Here is a 19,515-nt window from a genome sequence, read left to right as displayed (position 1 = left end):
CATCGCTGGAAAGGTCGTTTTTAATCCAAGAAGTAGGTTTTAGTGTGTTATGAATACGCTTTAATAAGAGAGGGAGATGCGCGCGATGAAACGTAAGTTATGGTACGTGCCCGTTCTGATTACATCTATTCTTCTTTCTACTGTGATTAATTTATTCGTCTTAGCGCCACAACAGGCAGATGCAGCCAGCATCGGTACGATTAACGAGAATGATACCATTTATCAGATTATGGTTGACCGGTTTAATGACGGGGACTCTTCCAACAATGCTACGGGAGCGGCAATTCGCTATGGCGAGAACTCTGAAGAAGATTTCCGTTATATGAAAGGCGGAGATTGGCAAGGGGTGATCGACAAGCTGTCTTATATTAAAAATATGGGCTACACCGCGATCTGGATTTCCCCAGTGGCGGAGCCGCAAATGACGAATCGGGAGAACAACGGCAGTGGTAAAAACACGGCGTATCACGGGTACAACGTTAAGGACCCTAACGCAGCCAATCCCTACTTCGGTACAAAGGAGAAGCTGAAGGAGTTAGTGGATTCCGCACATGCGGTTGGCATCAAGGTGGTTATAGACGTTGTGCCAAACCATATCGGGGATTATATGCTGGGTACCCAAGCCTACTATGATATCCCTAGTCTGCAGCCAGCAGCTCCTTTCAATAACCCGGCTTGGTATCACCATAATGGAGATATCAACTGGTCTTTGGCAGACGGAAGATACGATCAATGGGCACAGGATTACTTAGAAAATCATGATCTAGGCGGACTGGATGACATTGACTTCGATGTCCCTGCTGCTAAAAAGGCCATATTTGATTCGATTAAAGGCTGGTTTGACTATACAGGGGCAGATGGTGCGCGTGTAGACGCAGCCAAGCTGATGAAGCCGACTGATATTGGTGAATTGCAAAATTATCTGGGGGTTAATACCTTTGGCGAGAATTTTGACGGCAATGCTGAATTTGTCTCGCGCTGGGTCGGCAACAACAAGGAGTGGGGCATGCTTGATTTCCCAATGTTCTTCTCCGTTCTAAATAGCTTCGCATATGGGCAGTCTTTTGACTCCAATATTAAAAGCACCTTGGCACAGGATTCCTACTATAACGGAAATGCCAATCACATGGTTACCTTTATCGACAATCATGACCGCAATCGTTTTCTCACAGAAGCTGGAGGAAGCGTAGATAAGCTGCAGAACGCTTTGAGTTTTATTTTTACAGTGCGTGGAACACCCGTTGTCTTCCAAGGTACGGAACAGAACAAAGGCAATGGTAATGGGCAGATTATGACGGGAGGCATCGCCGATACCTGGAACCGCTGGTCAATGGTGAAACGGGATGCAAACGGCAATGTAATAGAGAATTATTTTAATGAGAATGCCAGCACCTACAAGCACGTAGCCAAACTTAATGAGATTCGGAAAAATAATCCGGCACTCCGTACAGGCACTCAACGTGAAATGTGGTCTGCACAGAACTTATATGCTTTTTCACGTCGTATTGACACTGGAACTAATCTGGGGCAGGAAGTTATCTCCGTATTCAGTAATAAATCCAGCGGCTCGCAGACCGTTACCATTCCACTGCGTGCAGAGAGCAGCTTGGCAGTCGGGACGGTTCTTTATAACCAGTTGAACACTTCGGATACGGTAACCGTACAATCGGGTGGAGCAACTGGCAAGCAGATCACTGTAACCGTGGGTGCAAATGCAGCCAAAATCTATGCAAAACAACAGCTTCCTACAGATACAGTTGCTCCAACTGTACCCACTAACGTGACCGCAACCGTTCAAAATGCATCCAGTGCTTTAGTAAGCTGGACCGCTTCCACCGACAATGTAGGTGTGACCGGATATGAAATTTATCGCAACGGCGTAAAAGTGGGTACATCCGCAACTACTTCATATACAGATAACGGATTATCTGCCAGTACTACGTATGACTATACGGTAAAAGCAATGGATGCAGCAGGCAATCTATCCCTCCTTAGCGCGATTGCTTCAGTGACAACACCAGCGGGGAACAGTGTCACTATTTACTATAAGCAGGGCTATGCCTCGCCTTATATTCATTATCGCCCTGCAGGCGGAACTTGGACGACATCACCGGGTGTGGCGATACCTGTCTCTGATGTAGCAGGCTACAACAAAATAACGATTAATATCGGCTCAGCCAGCCAGCTTGAAGCTTGCTTTAACAATGGCAGCGGCACTTGGGACAGTAATGGGGGCAGCAACTATTTATTTAGTACCGGCACCTGGACCTATACACCAACTGGCAATATTCAATCGGGTGGACCCGTGACGCCGACACCAACGGTAACGCCGACACCGACACCGACGGTAACACCAACGCCAACTCCGACGGTAACGCCGACACCGACACCAACCGTAACGCCAACACCGACGCCAACGGTAACGCCGACACCGACACCAACCGTAACGCCAACACCAACACCAACGGCAACACCTGTCGGCAGCACGGCAACGATCTATTATAAGAATGCGGCTTATAGCAGCTCTTATATCCATTATAAGCTCGATGGTTCAACGGTCTGGACGACGTCTCCAGGCGAGCAGCTTCAAGCTTCTGCTTTTACAGGATATAAGGCGGTTACGATTCAGTTGGACACGGCAGCTGGGCTGACCGCAGCCTTTAATAATGGCAGTGGCACATGGGATAACAATGGAGGCAATAACTATCATTTTGCTGCGGGCACCTGGAGTATGGTGAATGGCAACATCACCGCAGGAGAGCCACAAGCAGATAGTGTTACATTCCGAGTAACTGTTCCTGCGTCTACTCCTGTGAGTGGTCCCGTTTATCTCTCCGGTTCCTTTAATAGCTGGAATGCGGCAGATCCGAACTACCAACTGACGAAGGGTAGTGACGGTATTTACTCCATCACACTAAGTCTACCGGCGGGAACAGCAATTCAATACAAAGTTACACGAGGCGCTTGGACTAATGTGGAGGTGAATTCGAATGGATCGGATCTTTCCAATCGAACCCTTACGCCATCAGGCGGTGCACAAACCGTAAATCTGACGGTTCAGCGCTGGAAGGATCTATAAGCTTCATAATATCTACAGCTTAAACACAACAAGGAGCGGCTCCCGTATGGGGCCGCTCCTTGATAAGCAGTATGAAGCTTTTTAATTGCAGAAAATACAATTAAACTTTCTGTTTGAAGCTGGAAGAAAGATTTAACTGTATTTTGTGCAGTAGAATTCAGGAAAAAGGCTGTTTTTTGCCGATTTCACGAGTTTTGATTGCACAAAGTGCAATTAAATCGAATGTTACCCATCTTATAAGGATTTCTATTGCACAAAATGCAATTAAATCCGATGTAGCCATGTTAGCTACTCAAATTCGATCAAGCTAAAGCAGTTACTCCAGACAATCAAGCCGAATCAGCACGCAGCGCAATAAAGTTCAGTCAACTATACAAGCTCAATCAAGCTCAGTTACTCCAGACAATCAAGCCGAAACAGCATGCAGCGCAATAAAGTTCAGTCAGCTATACAAGCGCAACCAAGCTTCCTGCCTCTTCACTAAGTTCCCGCCGGGAACTGGGATCTCATAGTTGACTCACGAGGAATGAGTTCTGGCTCGAGAAGCAAATGCCTAGAGGGTATGTTGTTATTACGAATGCGTTGCATCAGCAGCTCGCCTGAAGATACCCCCAGCTGGAAGGTGTCGATATTTAGCGAGGTTAGAGGAGGCGTAGTGTAACGGGACAGAGGATATTCATCAAATGCGGCAATGCCGAGCTGTGAGGGAACATGAATATCCAGTGATTTTGCAGCTTGAAGCACCCCGAAGGCAACATAGCTGTTCATGCATACTACGGAGTCTGGTTGATCTTCGCTCTGTAGAAGCTCAAGTGCAGCAAGATAGCTCTCATGTTCATCAGCCTTACAATTGATAATCCATTGCTGCTGATCGGCAAGATCTGCTAGCTGCAATGCTTGCAAATATCCACTCAGACGATGAGTATAAATCTTTTCCTGCTGCTGCCCGCCTATGAAGGCTATTTTGGAGTACCCCTGCTTTATTAAATGTGAGGTCAGCATGCTGCCGCCTGCTTCATTATCGAAATCAACCCAGCTTCCGGGAGTCATAATTTCGCCGATGGAGATGTAGGGAAACTCCAAGCGGTTTAGTTCTTCGCAAAGCTCTTCCGTTAGTACGGAGTTATTCGCTATGATTCCGTCGACACGTTTGCTGAATACAAGTCTATTTAGAAAATGTCCTTCCGGACTACTATGCTGTACATTGGAAATAGTCAGCTCGTATTTTAAAGGCGCAATTACACTTTCTATTCCACCGATGATGTTGTAGAAAAACTGGTTTAGAAATTCACTTTCCTTGGACATATCGACCAGGAGACCAATATTACAGCTGCTTTGTCTGGCTAATCCGGTAGCGATACTACTTGGTGTATAGTTCATCTGCTTCATAATTTCGCGAACTTTGTGTTTCGTTTCCTGTGATATTTTGGGGGAATCGTTTAATACTTTGGATACGGTAGATTTAGCCACATTGGCTGCTTTGGCAATATCAGAAATGGTTACTTTCATTGTCTTCCCCTCATAATCCGGAACGGTATTTGTAACCATAATAACACAAATTTAGCAGTCTCTCTAATTACAAAGAGTCTTATAGATTTAACGATAAAAGCATAAAAAGGAGTTTAGAAGTTATGCCTCATACATGGTTTTTATATCATACAAGTGAAGATCCGTTTGCCTATCCTATGGGTACGGGCATCTTGAAGCTCAGACTGTTCACGCAAGCTGGACAGCAATTATCCTGTACCGTCATCTACTCAGACCGTTATGATTCTCCGGGGCATGAAGTTCCTTTGCAGATGGAGCGGATTGGGTCGGCAGGTGTTTATGAGATACATGAAGCGGTCATTGAGACCCCTACTAAAAAATGCAGATATCTATTCCATGTAACTAATCCTGCTGGTGAATATGTCTGGTATGGAGAGAGAGGGGCGTCGGAGAACCGGGAACGTGCGGGTTCTTTTCAATATGCATATCTCCATCATTCTGAGGCGTTGAAGTTACCTTCATGGAGCATGGATGCAGTAACCTATCAAATCTATCCCAGCAGTTATAACGAAGGAACCTTACAAGGCATCTCTGACAAAATGCCCTACCTGCAACAGTTAGGAGTAAATGTTGTTTATATGACGCCTGTATTTGAGTCTCCTTCAGAACATAAATATAATACCTCCGATTACTATAAGGTTGATCCAGTATTTGGGGATACGGAAGGATTGAAGGCACTGGTCAGCCAGGCGCACAGACATGGAATCAAAGTGATTTTAGATGCTGTGTTTAATCATTCGGGAGATCGCTTTTTCGCGTTTAAGGATGTGTTGGCAAAAGGAGAGCAATCTCCGTATAAAGATTGGTTCTTCATTCATTCCTTTCCGGTTACGCAGACCCCTGTACCCAATTATGAAACGTTTGCCAAAGCTGAAGCGCATATGCCAAAGCTGAACATGGACAATCCGGATACGGCGAATTACATGATTGAGGTTGCGAAGTATTGGGTGCGCGAGACAGGGATTGACGGCTGGCGTCTGGATGTGGCCAATGAAGTTAATCCGCGTTTTTGGGCCCGGTTTCGGCAAGAACTCAAATCTGAATATCCTGAAATCCTGCTGATCGGTGAGATTATGCATGCTTCTGGGCCATGGCTTAGAGGGGATCAGTTCGATGGAGGAATGAATTATGTGCTTCGTGATGCAGTGTTAGAATTTTTTGCGGAACAATCGACGGGGCCAGTTCGCTTTATGGAGCAATTGCTCCATCAGGAGGCGTTGTATAATGACCAGGCGAATTCAGCTATGTTTCAGTTGCTTGGCAGCCATGATACCCTGCGGTTTCTTACAGCGTGTAAAGAAGGTGGGCGTGGTTGGGACCGCTTGGGTACCGCTGTTGAACGTATGATGCTGGCTGTTTTTTTCCAGATGACCTATATCGGCATTCCAATGATCTATTACGGGGATGAGGTTGGGATGGAAGGGGCGACGGACCCCCACTGTAGAAAAGCTATGATATGGCAAGAACAAGCTCAGAATGCAGTGCTGCATAAGTGGTATCAACAGTTGATTTCTCTGAGAAAAAGTCATGAGGTTCTGCGCAAAGGCTCCTTCCGTCCTTGGTTTACTGATGAAGTTCGTAGTGTGCTTGGTTACATACGAGGTGTGGAGCACGAAAAGATAGGGCTGATTATCAATAATTCTCCAAACCCTTACCAACTAGAGCTTAGCCCATATCGAGCTGATAAGAACGAATTAACTGATTTATTGTCTGGAGTAATTTTTAAAAATAATAATAAGCTTACGGTCAGCATTGAACCATTCGGCTGTTTGATGTTGTATTAAAAAAGAAAAGGCCCCTCTCTAAGGAAAGGGACCTTATTCTAATTTACGGCACTTTTTTTGCTTCTTTTGTTCTTTAAGTCTCTATATTCCTGATTCTCCCATTGTTTCAGCAACGGAAACGGATCAAAAGCCCATTCGGTAATTCCGCGATCGCGGTAAATGCCAAAATGTAGATGCGGAGGAAATTTCCCTTGTGTTCCGGGATTGCCGTAACCCGAGCTGCCTACCCAGCCAATAATTTCACCGGGGGTGACTATATCTCCGCGAGAAATGGTTTTGTTATATCCAGATAGATGAGCGTAATAATGGTAACGGTTCTCAATATCGCGAATCCCGATTCTCCAGCCGCCGTACCGGTTCCAGCCTTTTGTCTCCACTAAGCCAAAGCAGGTGCTTCGGACTGGTACTCCTTGAGGTGCAAATAAATCTGTTCCTTCATGGATACGTGCTCCACCCCAGCTTCTTCCAGTGCCCCAAGTGCTACGATAAGAATAAAGGTTGCTTAAGGGAAGCGGGAAGGCATTGCCGGATAAGTCCAGCCGTCCAAAATGTTCATATAACTTCGCGAACTGGGTAATGCGCTGCGAGGCGCGGCCATTGTGATAATACTCCCAGACCCCGATACTGAAATCACTAGCGGATTGTCCATACTTCAATAAGTGTCTAGCCATACTATACAGAACGTCCGCATCATTCTCTGGATCAGCAATCCCGTCTCCTGAGCCATCACTGCCAAAACCATCAAAGAAGCTAATGGAGTTCGGGGAAGTATCCCCTTGATCCGGATTGAGTGGACCAGCCCATACCGGTGCCGGGATCTTTATGGCTGTAAGGCGCGTGGAGACAGGCTGCCCTGAGGCTCCCTTTTTGGCGAGCGTGCGTTCATATTGATCAATGGCTGCGAACCTAAACCACGGGATACCAGTAGCTGCGCTCATTTGCTCATAAATCTGTCTTCGGCCAGACCATTGCGCTTCTTTGCTAGCACTAGCGGGATCCCCGCTGCTCATCACCGGTTGGATTGTAGGCCGCGCTACAGCTGCTGAAACGGGAAGGTTTAAACCACCCCAGAGGATAGCGGCCGCGGACAGGCATAACAGGGTTCTCCGGTCTTTAATATTCTTAAATAGGGCCAGCAAGATAACAGCCTCCTTTTGTCCGGGCATTAAATTGAGTGTAGTCACTTCGGATGAAGCTTTTTTATAGATTGGTGCAAAATGCTACTTTTTATCCGTTCTTGTCTAAAGGTACCAGAAAAATCTCGCTGGAAACTCCAGATGATACACCCTGCATATTTCACAAAAACAGGCAATTGTAAATCGCACATGTTATAATATGAGGCAGCAACTTTCATCTGCAGCATCACATTCAGGAGGAAGCGGGGTTTATCATTTTGTCTAATAAAACAGCAAAGCAACCTAAACCGGATTGGATTAAGATTAAGCTAACTACCGGTGACAACTATCAGGAAATCAAAAGCATGATGCGTTCCAAAACTTTACATACCGTATGTGAAGAAGCTAGGTGTCCGAATATTTATGAATGCTGGGCAAACCGTACGGCTACCTTCATGATTTTAGGTGATATTTGTACACGCGCATGCCGTTTTTGTGCAGTGAATACAGGGATGCCTACAGAACTGGACCTGCAGGAGCCTGAACGTGTAGCTGAAGCTGCAGAGAAAATGAATCTTCGTCACTGTGTGGTGACTAGTGTGGCCCGCGATGATCTTGCGGATGGTGGCGCTCAGATTTTTGCTGAGACGGTAGCGGCGATTCGTAAACGCCTTCCGTTATGTAGCGTTGAAGTGCTTATTCCAGACTTTTTAGGAGACCGGAATAGTCTTGAGATTGTCATGAACAGTAATCCAGACATTCTTAATCATAATATTGAGACCGTGGAACGGATGTCAGATCGTGTACGGGCTAAAGCGAAGTACCCTCGTTCCTTGGAATTGCTGCGTAGAGCCAAGGAAATGAAACCCAATATTCCAACCAAATCGAGCATCATGCTTGGTGTCGGTGAAGAGTGGAATGAGATTTTACAAGCAATGGATGATTTGCGAGCCGTAAATTGTGATATATTGACTTTAGGACAATATTTGCAACCCACTCCAAAACACTTAAATGTGGAGAAATATTATCCACCGGAGGAATTTGCACTGTTGAAGGAAGAGGGAATGAAGCGTGGCTTCAGCCACGTGGAATCAGGCCCGCTAGTTCGCAGCTCTTATCATGCGCATGAGCAGGTGAAGTCTGCAGCTCAAGCTCGCGAGGAGCGTGCGGTTTCTTCTAGCTAATTATTGCTTTTCTGTGGTTTAATTCACAGAGAATGTTAGTAAGAGGAGGAAGAAGCGACAGCGTTCTGATATCTCTGCTCTTAGGTTACCCATAAAAATCGTTGATTTGCGTCATCGGAGGGGAATATTGGTGCTGTAGGAGCGGTTCTAGAACAGCGACCGAAAGCCCAATATTCCACATAGATGGCGGTATAATCAACGCCACGATACCCAAAGAAAGGCAGGCGACAAAAGGTTTGATCGTAATAGGCGGAAAAGGCTATGAACTTATGTTGGATCATAAGGATGGTTGGAATCCGGAGGCGTTTCGCGGGAGATATAGCGAGGTGCTGGAAAGATACGACTATATTATCGGTGACTGGGGTTACAGTCAGTTGCGTTTGAAAGGTTTTTACCGGGACAACCATCCTAAGGTGAATCGGGATACAGCGATTTCGGGTATGGTTGATTATATTAATGAATATTGCAATTTTGGCTGCGCTTATTTTGTGCTGTATAAATTGAAAGAGGTACCACAGGAAGGCATGTTCAAGGATATTTTAATCAAAGAAATACCAGAGCCGAGTGATGAAGAGGCCTTGGAGCAAGAAGGGGAAGCTAGTGATGAAGCGGCTGCAGATAAAGAGTTCTCTGTTAAAGAAACATCCTCTAAGCAAGGCACGAATCACTCATTGGCATTTAAAGAGATGACTTCTTCTAAGGACAATATGGCGAAGGATAGACCTGTGAGAGAACATCAGAGCCGAAATCACCGGGGCAAGGATTCACAGGGCAAGAAATCCAAAAAGGATTTCCAAGGCAGACCGCCACAAGGTCAGTCTCAGAAGCCCCAAAACACACCAAAACCTCAAAGCGCTCAAAACAACCAGAACAACCAGAACAATCAAAACAATCAAAACAATCAAAACATAGAAAATTCACAACCTTAATGATGAAAGCTGAACCATAAGTAGAGTCCTTCTACGAATGAGCCAGCTTTTTTTCTTATAAAAAATAGCAGAGCAGCGTTTCTCCCGGTACTTGGAGATCGCTGCTCTGCTGTTGCTGTGCTGCTCGGTGTTGCTGTGCTGCTGTGCTGTTCAGTGTTGTTGTGCCGCTCGGTGTTGCTCAGTGCTGCTCTGTGCTGTGGGCTCGGTGTTGCTGTGCTGCTCGGTGTTGCTGTGTGGCTCGGTGTTGCTGTGCCGCTCGGTGTTGCTGTGTGGCTCAGTGTTGCTCTGCTGCTCTTTGCTGTTAGTCGTTGGCTGCTTGACCCAGCAGTTTCATCATCCCCTAAGGCTTAAGGACCCAGATGCCGTTATTTGCGAATTTTCAGCCTTTTGAGCGGTGTTTCGGACTCCAATGATGCTATTCGTTAGAAAGAGGCGTAATTATGGTGTTTTTCATACCAATAGCGACTATGGAGTCCGATAGCATAACAAATATGGATTAATATTGCGTTTAGGGTCATCCATGTCCGATAGGTGCTACAGATGTTTCGTAGGTGCAAATATTATCAAACTAAACAAAGAACAGGAGTTGTCCCAACGGCCATTTCATGGCTTATGTGACAACTCCTGTTTTTACTCATTGGTGCTTGATTCAGCAGCTTAATGATTAGTGAGATTAAGGATCTATTTTACAGATAATTTCAATTGTTTCTGTGTTGCATTGTAACTCCATACAAGCGCAGGGAACTTCTTCTTAAAGGCATTTAATTCAATGAAGGTCTCGCCGTTCTGAGAAAGCGCCTCTTTGGAGGACAATGTAAAGCCGGTCGCTTTACCTGCCCCGTTCGTTACGATGACTTTTTTGTTCTTGGCATCCCATGTGATGTCGCCTTCGATCAGAGCACCTAATACGAGCGAAGAAGCATAAGTCTTATCTCCTTGCTTTATTAGACCCACATTACCAGCAAAGGCAACCCCGTTGACGTTCAAGATATGATGATCACCGGAAACCTCAATGCTTTTCATTCCTGCAATCTGAAGAGCGGTAATCAGCTGTGCAGTTTTGCCTTTAACCTCAATATCCGGTGCAAGGCCGATGTGATTAAAGTCTTCTTTATTTGGAGTTAGGTATTTCTGCGTAGTCAGCTTCAGCATGTCTCCATTAGACATTGGAAGCAGGCTCTGAATACGTGCTTTGCCGAAAGAACGAGTGCCTACGACGGTAGCGAGCTTATTGTCACGTAATGCGCCAGTAAGCGCCTCAGAAGCGCTGGCAGTGTACTCATTCGTTAGAATAACGACGGGTACGCCTATTTTGCTGCCGCTGGTAATCGTTACTGGAGTAAGTGCTCCGGTTTGATCAGAGGTATACATCATAATGCCTTTATCCATAAAATTGGAGGTAATGTTGTATGCCGAATCCATATAGCCGCCTAAGTTGTCACGCAAATCAAGCACCATCGATTTCATACCTGCTGCGCGCATCTTTTTCAGCATGGCGGCGAATTCTTCATCGGAATTCTGTGTGAAACCGCTCAGTGTGATGTAGGCTATCTTCTGTCCAACAATGGTTCCGGTAACGGAAGTTGAGCTGATTTCATTCCGGGTTACACGAAATGATTTAGACACTCCATTCCGGAGCACCTGCAGAGTGACCTTGGTGCCTGCGGCTCCGCTTAACTCGTCACCTTCAGTCTCTTCAACGGGGATTCCGTTAATTTTGACTATCGTATCGCCGCGTTTCAGACCTGCTTGTTCTGCAGGCGAACCGGGTGTTATGTCTTCGATGTAGAGTTCAGTTGCGGTATATTGCAATCTAACACCAATACCAACGTATTCCAGATCAACATCATGTTCAAATTGTGCCGCTTCCTCGGTATTGAAGTATTGGCTATAGGGATCATCTAGGGTGTTCACCATGCCGTCAATGGCTCCACGAATCAAGGTATCCTTATCTACACCGGAGAGGTTATAGTTCTCCAGAATATTCATGACTTCATTGATAAGATCACGGTTATCTGTAGATGCCTGAGCGGCATCGGCAGCAGACACCACTGGAGCAAAAGTTAGGGATAAAGCCAGAAGTGCACTTATTACTTTATTGGATTTCATGGAATCATACGCCCTTTTTATATAATTTATAAGATAAGAAAGTATACACTGCACGAATTAACTTTCTGTGACGTATGGTTGTTAGGATTTCACAAGTTTATAGTAAACGCTGTAGGTGTTATCAGTAGTCCATACCCCGTTATCCGACTTGGATAAAATGAAGATCGTGCCTTGCTCAAAAGTTTCCTCTTCACTGGCATCCTTCTCTTTGCTTTCTACATAAATAGCTGCTTCTTTGGCGCTAAAATAGTAGATACTCGAAACGCTTGGAGTATAAATGACGTCATATGAAGTAAAGAAATCTTCCAGATCTTCCTTAAGGGAAGTATCATATTCTTCTCCGTATGAAGTCATGGTGGAAAGAACAGCGGCCGAATTTTGTTCATTCATAGCTTGATAATATTTGGTGATATTACCTTTGATGGCATCCGCATCATTTTGAGGAATGTTAGCTGCTGTTTTTAGAGCTTGTTCACGAGTCAGCAGTATCACGGAGCTTTGGGATTCCACAGATGATATTTTCCAGCTTCCATTCTTGCGGACAAGTGTATACATGTATTCGTCCTCTGTATCTGGCGTATAGGCCCCACCTGTCCGGCGAGAGCTTTCCAGTGTATAGACAGTAGCGTCATTGCCTGAAATATCAATGATTTCCAAACTCTCAATAGTATTTTTTATGTCAAAAATCTCAAAGGATGCATTAAGATCCGCTACTGACTCCGCATTTGAGGATTCTGAATCCATAAGGGAATAGAAGCTAATCGCTTTTTCTTCATTGAAATACTTATTAGACAAACGGATTAATGCTGTAATCGCTGCTTCGTCCTTATCTTTGGATACTGGGGTGGTAATTTGCACGCTTCTGCTGGTTGAATTCCAGACGGCTGTGCCTCCGGTTGCCTCTGCGATAAAACGTAAAGGAATGTAGGTAGTGCCAGCTGAGGAGACTGGTGCGGTGGTCAGTTTTTTCACGGTTCCGTTAACGGTTGCGCGGTTGCTGCCAATTTTTAGGCTGATCGCCAGATTTGAACTTTTACCTGTTACTGTTCCAGTCTTGGCATCCCAAAGCACCTGCAGTCCAAGCTTTTCGAAGATGACCCGGAAAGGGACAAGTACAGAATTGTTCGCTAAGTATGGGGTTCCTGCGGTAAAGGAAACCTTACTGCCGTTGATATAAACATCAATCGGTTTTGAAGCAGCAAAAGCCGGGACCGCCAGTATCAGGGCCAGAAGACTTATGCTCAAGAGGGATAATAATTTTTTCAACAGTACTCTCTCCTTTTATGTAACTCTTTGTAAAATAGCCTCATTATACCATTTGATTTCTCTCTATGTCTATCAATTGGTGTTAGTTTTGTCACACCAAAAATAGCCGGAGATATTGAAATCTCCAGCTTTTTGATCCCCTGATCTCAGACTAAGAAAGCTTCACGGACACGGTTCCAGAACGGAAACGGACGATACCTTGCAAAGCTGACTTTTTTGTCTGAAACTTGACAGCGTACTGAAATCAGGTCATCAACAGGAATGTTGTTATGATCTACGGTGAGCAGCAAACGCTGGTCTTTACATGAAAAAATGTCACAATGATGATGCTTCGGCAGTAGTAGCGGCGAGCCCATTGTCCGGAATACACGGTTGTTAATAGACGCGATTTCGGCAATCTGCAGCGCTTCTATTGAAGGGTGAACCATAGCGCCCCCAAGGCTTTTGTTATAAGCGGTGCTGCCAGAGGGAGTTGAAATACAAAGTCCATCGCCCCGGAACATTTCGAAGGTGACATCATTGATGTCGATTTGGATCATTATAGTTCCATCCACCCCTTTAAGGGTAAATTCGTTGAGGGCAATGTGAGACGAAGATCCCGATTTTTTGTGAATCTCCAGCTCTATTAATGGATATTTCACAATGCGCGGTTTCTGCGGCTCAGTATCACCGGTTCCGCACATATAATCGATTAAGGTGGGCAGCTCTTCTGCTTGCCAGTCCGCATAGAAGCCGAGGTGTCCTGTGTGCACACCTACAAAGGCTAAGTTGGGAATCTGATCGATAAAGGTATGAAAAGCGTGCAGCATTGTGCCGTCTCCACCTATCGAGATGACGATTTCCGGAGACTCGGCATCCAGTTGCAAATCCCGCTCCGCCGCCAGCTTGTGAAATTGCTCGGCAAGTTTGATTGACAGCTCATCACCGCGGTCCAGAACATAATATCTCAAGATGTACAAGCTCCTTTATATAATTCCGTCATACACCGATCATAATCAATCTTGCCCCGGAACACAATATGTAATCAACTTCGGCGCATCAATCGGAGCATTGCCATAAAGACAGGAATAAGCAGTGACACTAGAAGAGCAGCGGCCAGTATAAGACTCAGTAGAGCTAGGCTGGCAGTGACACCAGAGGCTGAAGGTGTGAAGGCGGTGGAGGCTGGCAGAGAGACCCAGGCAGAAGACAATCCTGATCCCATCACAGGCTTCCATAGCAGCACCACGAGACCTGCTGCGAGTACGGCATGTATTAGTCTCGCAGTTAAGAACGGCAGATAACGCAGCCCGGTACCGTTCAAAATACTGGCGACTTGGGCATGTACAGATAATCCGCCCCAAGAGAGAATAAAGGCAGCTGCTGCGACCTTGAATTGAAGCGGGATGGAAGAAGCGGCTTCACCAGCAGAACGGGCACCTATGGTGACCTCGAACAATCCGCTGATCAAGGCCTGAGCTAATTCGGGAGGCCCTCCAACAAGGGAGACGAGAGATCCGGCCAGGCTAAATAGTGAGGGCAGGATTCCGGCACGGGCAAGCAGCTCCATTAGCACGTTGAAGAATACAACCAGACCCCCTACGACAATAATAAGCTGTAGCGAGGATTGGATCGCTCCTTTTAACAGCTCCCCGAAGCTCCGTCCATCCTTGCGCCGGGCTTCGGACATTGCAAGGAGTGCGGCATGTATTCTGCCGAATCCTTGTTTTGCTGGAGCAGAGGGGACGTCAGAACTACTTTTTGTTGGGTCTTGGGTGGGAGTCTTTTGTTCCTTACGTCCATGAAATGACATTAGGAGACCAACCATTAAGCCACTTCCGTAGTGGGCTAGTGCCAATATTAGCCCCAAAGAAGCATCGCGAAAGAACCCAACGGATACCGCCCCTAGTAGAAAAATAGGATCGGAGGAGGTTGTAAATGCTACAAGGCGCTCACCTTCGATTCTGCTGATCAGCTTCTGCTCCCGCAGCTTAGCGGTTAATTTGGCTCCAACGGGATATCCTGATACATATCCCATGGCCGCGACAAAACCACCGCTGCCTGGTATACCGAAGAGGGGACGCATCAGTGGATCAAGTAAAGCGCCGAAGAGATGGACAATGCCTAAGCCTAGCATGATTTCAGAAATGACGAAGAAGGGAAACAGTGAAGGGAAGAGCACGTCCCACCAGATGGCCAGGCCACGTAAGGCTGCGGCAAGAGATGCCTCAGGATGAAGTAACATAAGCAGCATACAACCAGCCAATATGAATCCCAGCAGCGGGCCGCCAATCTTTTTAAAAGTCATAATTAACGCCTCCTGGTCTATGGTTAGATGTATGCAAAAAGAGGGACAAACAGCACAAAAAAATGGAGAAAGCGGTTACAATTATCTGTGCTTTTTCGCAGGAATTATGATATTATGTAATAAATAAATGCACCCTCTGTTACACGATTAAATGGGATGGAGTGATGGCGATGAGCGTTATAGCCGGAGTTCTCGTTTGTGCTTTTGTATATGTAATCCGGGTCTCTCTCGTCCCTCCTGGTGATGAGGAATTTAGGACCTACTAACCTTACTCTTCAGGCGCTGAACTATAGTTTAGCGCCTTTTTTCTGTAGTTTAGAGAGCACTTTCGACGGATATCCGTGTTATGCTTATCTTTGGTATAATAAAATAAGTAACGTTTCATTAATATGGAAGAAGGCTGGTAACCTTAATGAATCCAAATGAGAGTATATATGACAATCTAGGGGGGGCTGAAGCACTACATCGGTTGGTGGAAGTGTTCTATGCCAAGGTACAGCTTCATCCGCAGCTGGGACCCTTGTTCCCTGAAGATATTACTCCAGTTCTGGAGAAGCAATATCAATTCCTGACACAGTTTTTTGGCGGGGGTCCACTTTATTCGGAATTACATGGACATCCCATGATGAGAGCAAGGCATATGCATATTCCTATTACTCCAGAACGTGCTGAGGAGTGGCTACAATGTATGAAAGAGGCACTGGTGGAGACTGGAGTCGAAGAACCACTGCGTTCATTCGTGCTTAGCCGCCTTGCAGGTCCTGCACATCATTTTGTTAACATGCCCCAGGAATAATAAGGGACAGGTTGATCCTGAAAGGAATGAGAGTACTTGACAGAGTTAATACCCCTATATTCTATTAAGGTCAAGTGTTGCAACTGTGAAAATGAATTTTCAACCTCGCGGGTTCGCCCTAGTCTAAAAAAGGCTATTCGGCGTGATGCTGATTTCTGCGCGTATTATAAAAATGAGAATCCGGATTATTATGTTGTACGGGTCTGCCCCAATTGCGGGTTTGCCTCCACAGAAAATTCGGCTGACAAGCTGACGGAACGCCAGCGCAAGGCATTTAATGAACAGGTAGGGAAACGCTGGAAGAGCCGGGACTTTGGAGAGAAACGAGACTGGGAAACTGCGCTCGAGACCTATAAGCTGGCGCTTTTATGTGCTCAAAGTATTAACGATAAAGATCGGATTATCGCAAGTCTGCTGCATCATATTGCTTGGCTCTATCGCTATCAAGGGGAGACTGAGCAGGAGAAGCGTTTTTTACGCTATTCTTTGGACGAGTATGTTAAGGTCTATGAAATAGATGGCATTGCCGGCAATGATGCCCGGCTCATGTACCTGATCGGCGAACTTAATCGGCGGATCGGAGAATACTCAGTGGCTGTAATGTGGTTCTCCCGTCTGATCAATGATCAGAAGATCATGGATGCGGCGATGATTCGAGCGGCACGTGAGCAGTGGGTTATTTTACGGGAGCAAATGCGTGCTGAGGCTCTAGATGTTGAAGTAGATATCGAAGGCTTGTCTTCAAGTTCATAATGTTTGCGAACAACAAAAAGCGCAGAAGAGAATTAAATTCTCCTCTGCGCTTTGTAGAAAGAAAATGTTAGGATTTGCTTATCTGACAGCTCGATCGAACAAAAGGTAATCGCCGTCATTATCTATAACTGTAGGACTGGCGCTGCAGCAGGGGAAGACGAGCAGTTTTTTCTTGCCGTCACGAACGATTTGTAATTCTTTTGGCTTCATAGGCAGAAGCACATTCTCTGAGTTGCAGAATGGACAGTATTGCACATACATATCGCCTAGAATGATGTCATAAGGCCAGGTATGACTAAATGGAATCATTGTGAGTCCTTCCCAGAAGGAGTCTCTTCATTTTCGCCCTCAGTTTGTGGGGGATTTTCTTTTTTGGATAGCTCCGCTATTTTTTGTAGTAAAATATGTTGGGGCATATGCATCAAGTGTTCCAAAGGAACGCCTAGTTGCTTGGATAACGTAATGGCTGTTTCCGGTGAAATTTGTAGTGGCTTCATATGGATGCCCTCCTAAAGTTTATCGGCTATAAATGTTCAGATATCGTTATTCACTTTACCATGGTGTTAAGACAATTACAAAGAAAGTCAAATGAAAGCAAAGGAATGGTGAGTACACATGAAACAACCGTTATCACTGACTTGGGAACTCGATACTATTTTTCCGGGGGGTTCTTCGTCTGCAGAGTTAGAAGGGTTCTTGAGCAAGCTTGAAAAAGATATTTTATCCTTGCAAGGCTTTGTGAAGGATGCTGTGACACCAACGGATGTTGCGTCTACAAAAGCATTGGATGAGGTTATAGCATTGCTTCAGAGCTGTTCAGGAAGACTTGTGGAGGTCACTTCCTTCGCAGACTGTCTAGGCGCTCAGAATCAGATGGACAAGGGTGCGGTAAGACTGGCGGCTAAAGTGACAAGCATGCGCGCCGGATTCGAAGGGATCAGCTCGCAATTTAGCAATGTCCTTCGTCAGACTACGGACAAGGTATGGGCTGAGTGGATGGCTCGTCCAGAGATTGCTCCTTTAACGTTCGTACTGAGCGAGAGCCGTGATTTGGCCCGTGAGAAGATGAGCCCTGAGCTGGAAAGCTTAGCGTTGGAATTAGCTGTTGACGGATATCATGGATGGAGCGGGCACTATGATACGATTGTTAGCTCGATCAAGATCCCATTTGAGGATGAAGAAGGAACAAAGCTGCTATCTGCTGGTCAAGCTTTTAATAAGCTGGATGATCCAGATCCAAAAGTGCGGCAAACGATGTTCCATAAATGGGAAGAGGCTTGGACTGAAGCGGCAGATAATTGCGCGGATACCTTAAATCACTTAGCAGGCTTCCGCCTGAAGCTCTATAAGGGCAGAGGCTGGGACGATGTTCTGAAAGATCCGCTCAGCATCAATCGTATGACACAGGACACCTTAAATACAATGTGGGACGTGATTACGAATAGCAAACCTGTACTTGTGTCCTACCTTCAGCGTAAAGCTAAGCTGCTGGGGCTGGATTCTCTCTCATGGGTCGATGTCGAAGCTCCTGTAGGCAAATCCTCCGGCAAGATCCCTTATGATCAAGCTGCGAAGGATATCGTCACACAGTTCCGTAAATTTAGTCCTAAGATGGCTGAGTTTGCAGAGCGTGCCTTTGATAATAACTGGATCGAGGTTGAGGATCGTAATGGCAAACGCCCTGGTGGATTCTGTACTTCCTTCCCTGAGAGTAAAGAATCACGGATATTCATGACTTACAGCGGCACACCTTCCAATGTTTCAACATTGGCCCATGAGCTGGGACATGCTTATCATTCCTACCTGCTTGATGATCAACCTGTATTTAATCAGAATTATGCAATGAACGTTGCAGAGACCGCTTCAACCTTTGCAGAAGTGATTGTATCTGATGCTCAGGTTAAAGCTGCGGGCAATGCAGAGGAGAAGCTGGCTCTGCTTGAAACGAAGATACAGAACAGTGTGGCATTCTTTATGAACATTCATGCTCGATTCTTGTTCGAGACTCGCTTTTATGAGAAACGTAAGGAAGGCCTTGTAAATGCTGAGGAACTGTCTGCTCTGATGGTGGAAGCACAGAAAGAAGCTTTCTGTGGTGTGCTTTCTGAATACCATCCTCACTTCTGGGCGTCAAAGCTGCATTTCTATATCACAGATGTACCTTTCTATAATTTCCCGTACACCGTTGGTTATATGTTCAGTACAGGCTTATATCGTCTGGCATTACAAGAGGGAGCTTCCTTTGCAGACAAATATGATAGCTTGTTGCAGGATACCGGCGTGATGACATTGGAGGATTTGGTGCTCAAACATTTGGGTGTGGATCTGACAAAACCGGATTTCTGGCAAGGAGCTACAGATCTGATTGTGGCTGATATCAACGAGTTCTTGGAGATGACAGAGCATTTAGCATGAAATGTCTAAAATAAGACAAATTTCAGTGCGCAAAAAATAACGGAATTTCAGTGTGAACACGCAAAGACCCCGGTTAAGGGGTCTTTTTTTAATGCTTAAATGTCGAAAACCCCCGGTTTATAAAAATTAATATACGAATGATCCATGAATTTTGCGCATTACTAGGGATAATAACCCAATTTTGTAGAATAATGTTGTTTGACGTATTTAAGGGGTCTATAATGAGCCTTGAGCCTTATAAAAGGCTTGC

The 19,515-nt window shown here is 45.6% G+C and carries 16 protein-coding genes; 8 read left to right on the top strand and 8 right to left on the bottom strand.

From position 1 onward, the window contains the following. The first annotated feature begins 85 nt into the window (after window positions 1-85). On the top strand, window positions 86-3,079 hold the full coding sequence (locus tag NST58_RS27645; RefSeq protein WP_339244877.1) for an alpha-amylase family glycosyl hydrolase: 2,994 nt from the start codon (window positions 86-88) through the stop codon (window positions 3,077-3,079). A 480-nt stretch (window positions 3,080-3,559) separates the two neighbouring features. Here the strand turns inward: NST58_RS27645 and NST58_RS27640 are convergent, their stop codons facing one another. Beyond that, window positions 3,560-4,588, bottom strand: coding sequence for a LacI family DNA-binding transcriptional regulator (locus NST58_RS27640; RefSeq protein WP_339244874.1), 1,029 nt, complete (start codon window positions 4,586-4,588; stop codon window positions 3,560-3,562). Window positions 4,589-4,710: 122 nt separating this feature from the next. Between NST58_RS27640 and NST58_RS27635 the strand changes: the two genes are divergently transcribed. After that, on the top strand, window positions 4,711-6,411 hold the full coding sequence (locus NST58_RS27635) for a glycoside hydrolase family 13 protein (protein ID WP_339244871.1): 1,701 nt from the start codon (window positions 4,711-4,713) through the stop codon (window positions 6,409-6,411). A gap of 38 nt (window positions 6,412-6,449) precedes the next feature. Here the strand turns inward: NST58_RS27635 and NST58_RS27630 are convergent, their stop codons facing one another. Next, window positions 6,450-7,550 carry a M23 family metallopeptidase gene (locus NST58_RS27630; protein ID WP_076099379.1) on the bottom strand — a complete coding sequence of 367 codons (1,101 nt, stop codon included), beginning with the start codon at window positions 7,548-7,550 and terminating at the stop codon, window positions 6,450-6,452. Window positions 7,551-7,804: 254 nt separating this feature from the next. Here NST58_RS27630 and lipA point away from each other — a divergent pair, with 254 nt between their 5' ends. The 3 genes from lipA (at window position 7,805) to NST58_RS27615 (ending at window position 9,990) form a co-directional block, all read left to right on the top strand. Next, window positions 7,805-8,710, top strand: a complete 906-nt coding sequence (gene lipA / locus NST58_RS27625) for a lipoyl synthase (RefSeq protein ID WP_036685320.1) — start codon at window positions 7,805-7,807, stop codon at window positions 8,708-8,710. Between the two features lie 236 nt (window positions 8,711-8,946). Beyond that, window positions 8,947-9,639 carry a YutD family protein gene (locus tag NST58_RS27620; protein WP_339244868.1) on the top strand — a complete coding sequence of 231 codons (693 nt, stop codon included), beginning with the start codon at window positions 8,947-8,949 and terminating at the stop codon, window positions 9,637-9,639. Between the two features lie 153 nt (window positions 9,640-9,792). After that, a complete protein-coding gene (locus NST58_RS27615) occupies window positions 9,793-9,990 on the top strand; it encodes a hypothetical protein (RefSeq protein ID WP_339244864.1) in 198 nt (65 codons plus the stop codon). 330 nt (window positions 9,991-10,320) lie between these two features. Here the strand turns inward: NST58_RS27615 and NST58_RS27610 are convergent, their stop codons facing one another. From NST58_RS27610 to ylbJ, 4 genes are all read right to left on the bottom strand, one after another. Beyond that, window positions 10,321-11,748 carry a S41 family peptidase gene (locus tag NST58_RS27610; protein ID WP_081391913.1) on the bottom strand — a complete coding sequence of 476 codons (1,428 nt, stop codon included), beginning with the start codon at window positions 11,746-11,748 and terminating at the stop codon, window positions 10,321-10,323. A gap of 81 nt (window positions 11,749-11,829) precedes the next feature. Continuing rightward, window positions 11,830-13,014, bottom strand: a complete 1,185-nt coding sequence (locus NST58_RS27605; protein WP_076279682.1) for a copper amine oxidase N-terminal domain-containing protein — start codon at window positions 13,012-13,014, stop codon at window positions 11,830-11,832. Between the two features lie 146 nt (window positions 13,015-13,160). After that, window positions 13,161-13,964, bottom strand: a complete 804-nt coding sequence (locus tag NST58_RS27600) for an NAD kinase (RefSeq protein ID WP_076184770.1) — start codon at window positions 13,962-13,964, stop codon at window positions 13,161-13,163. Window positions 13,965-14,038: 74 nt separating this feature from the next. Beyond that, a complete protein-coding gene (gene ylbJ, locus NST58_RS27595; RefSeq protein ID WP_036685315.1) occupies window positions 14,039-15,301 on the bottom strand; it encodes a sporulation integral membrane protein YlbJ in 1,263 nt (420 codons plus the stop codon). A 412-nt stretch (window positions 15,302-15,713) separates the two neighbouring features. On the opposite strand from ylbJ, the gene NST58_RS27590 reads away from it, so the two are divergent. Both NST58_RS27590 and NST58_RS27585 read left to right on the top strand, forming a co-directional pair. Continuing rightward, window positions 15,714-16,097 carry a globin gene (locus NST58_RS27590; RefSeq protein ID WP_076134176.1) on the top strand — a complete coding sequence of 128 codons (384 nt, stop codon included), beginning with the start codon at window positions 15,714-15,716 and terminating at the stop codon, window positions 16,095-16,097. 36 nt (window positions 16,098-16,133) lie between these two features. Next, window positions 16,134-16,850 (top strand): DUF2225 domain-containing protein, encoded by a 717-nt coding sequence (locus NST58_RS27585; protein WP_036685310.1) that lies wholly within the window; start codon window positions 16,134-16,136, stop codon window positions 16,848-16,850. 78 nt (window positions 16,851-16,928) lie between these two features. Here the strand turns inward: NST58_RS27585 and NST58_RS27580 are convergent, their stop codons facing one another. After that, the gene (locus NST58_RS27580; RefSeq protein ID WP_036685307.1) at window positions 16,929-17,159 is read right to left on the bottom strand and encodes a hypothetical protein; all 231 of its coding nucleotides are present in this window, start codon (window positions 17,157-17,159) and stop codon (window positions 16,929-16,931) included. Further along, entirely contained in the window at window positions 17,156-17,347 is a 192-nt protein-coding gene (locus tag NST58_RS27575; RefSeq protein ID WP_036685305.1) for a YycC family protein, read from the bottom strand. The genes NST58_RS27580 and NST58_RS27575 overlap by 4 nt, the downstream gene beginning before the upstream one ends. A 118-nt stretch (window positions 17,348-17,465) precedes the next feature. Between NST58_RS27575 and NST58_RS27570 the strand changes: the two genes are divergently transcribed. Then, window positions 17,466-19,265: a M3 family oligoendopeptidase gene (locus NST58_RS27570; RefSeq protein ID WP_076281941.1), complete on the top strand. Its 1,800-nt coding sequence runs from the start codon at window positions 17,466-17,468 to the stop codon at window positions 19,263-19,265. Window positions 19,266-19,515: the final 250 nt, after the last annotated feature.

The sequence above is a fragment of the Paenibacillus sp. FSL R10-2796 genome (genome assembly GCF_037965315.1).
Classification (GTDB): domain Bacteria; phylum Bacillota; class Bacilli; order Paenibacillales; family Paenibacillaceae; genus Paenibacillus_AQ; species Paenibacillus_AQ odorifer.
The sequence above is the reverse complement of the archived record's forward strand: the minus strand, read 5'-3'. Positions and strand labels throughout refer to the sequence as shown.

Excerpts from the sequence above, each read along its gene's own strand:
- NST58_RS27645 (WP_339244877.1), top strand. The coding sequence starts at position 86 with ATGAAACGTAAGTTATGGTACGTGCCCGTTCTGATTACATCTATTCTT.
- NST58_RS27640 (WP_339244874.1), bottom strand. The coding sequence starts at position 4,588 with ATGAAAGTAACCATTTCTGATATTGCCAAAGCAGCCAATGTGGCTAAA.
- NST58_RS27635 (WP_339244871.1), top strand. The coding sequence starts at position 4,711 with ATGCCTCATACATGGTTTTTATATCATACAAGTGAAGATCCGTTTGCC.
- NST58_RS27610 (WP_081391913.1), bottom strand. The coding sequence starts at position 11,748 with ATGAAATCCAATAAAGTAATAAGTGCACTTCTGGCTTTATCCCTAACT.
- ylbJ (WP_036685315.1), bottom strand. The coding sequence starts at position 15,301 with ATGACTTTTAAAAAGATTGGCGGCCCGCTGCTGGGATTCATATTGGCT.
- NST58_RS27590 (WP_076134176.1), top strand. The coding sequence starts at position 15,714 with ATGAATCCAAATGAGAGTATATATGACAATCTAGGGGGGGCTGAAGCA.
- NST58_RS27580 (WP_036685307.1), bottom strand. The coding sequence starts at position 17,159 with ATGATTCCATTTAGTCATACCTGGCCTTATGACATCATTCTAGGCGAT.
- NST58_RS27575 (WP_036685305.1), bottom strand. The coding sequence starts at position 17,347 with ATGAAGCCACTACAAATTTCACCGGAAACAGCCATTACGTTATCCAAG.
- NST58_RS27570 (WP_076281941.1), top strand. The coding sequence starts at position 17,466 with ATGAAACAACCGTTATCACTGACTTGGGAACTCGATACTATTTTTCCG.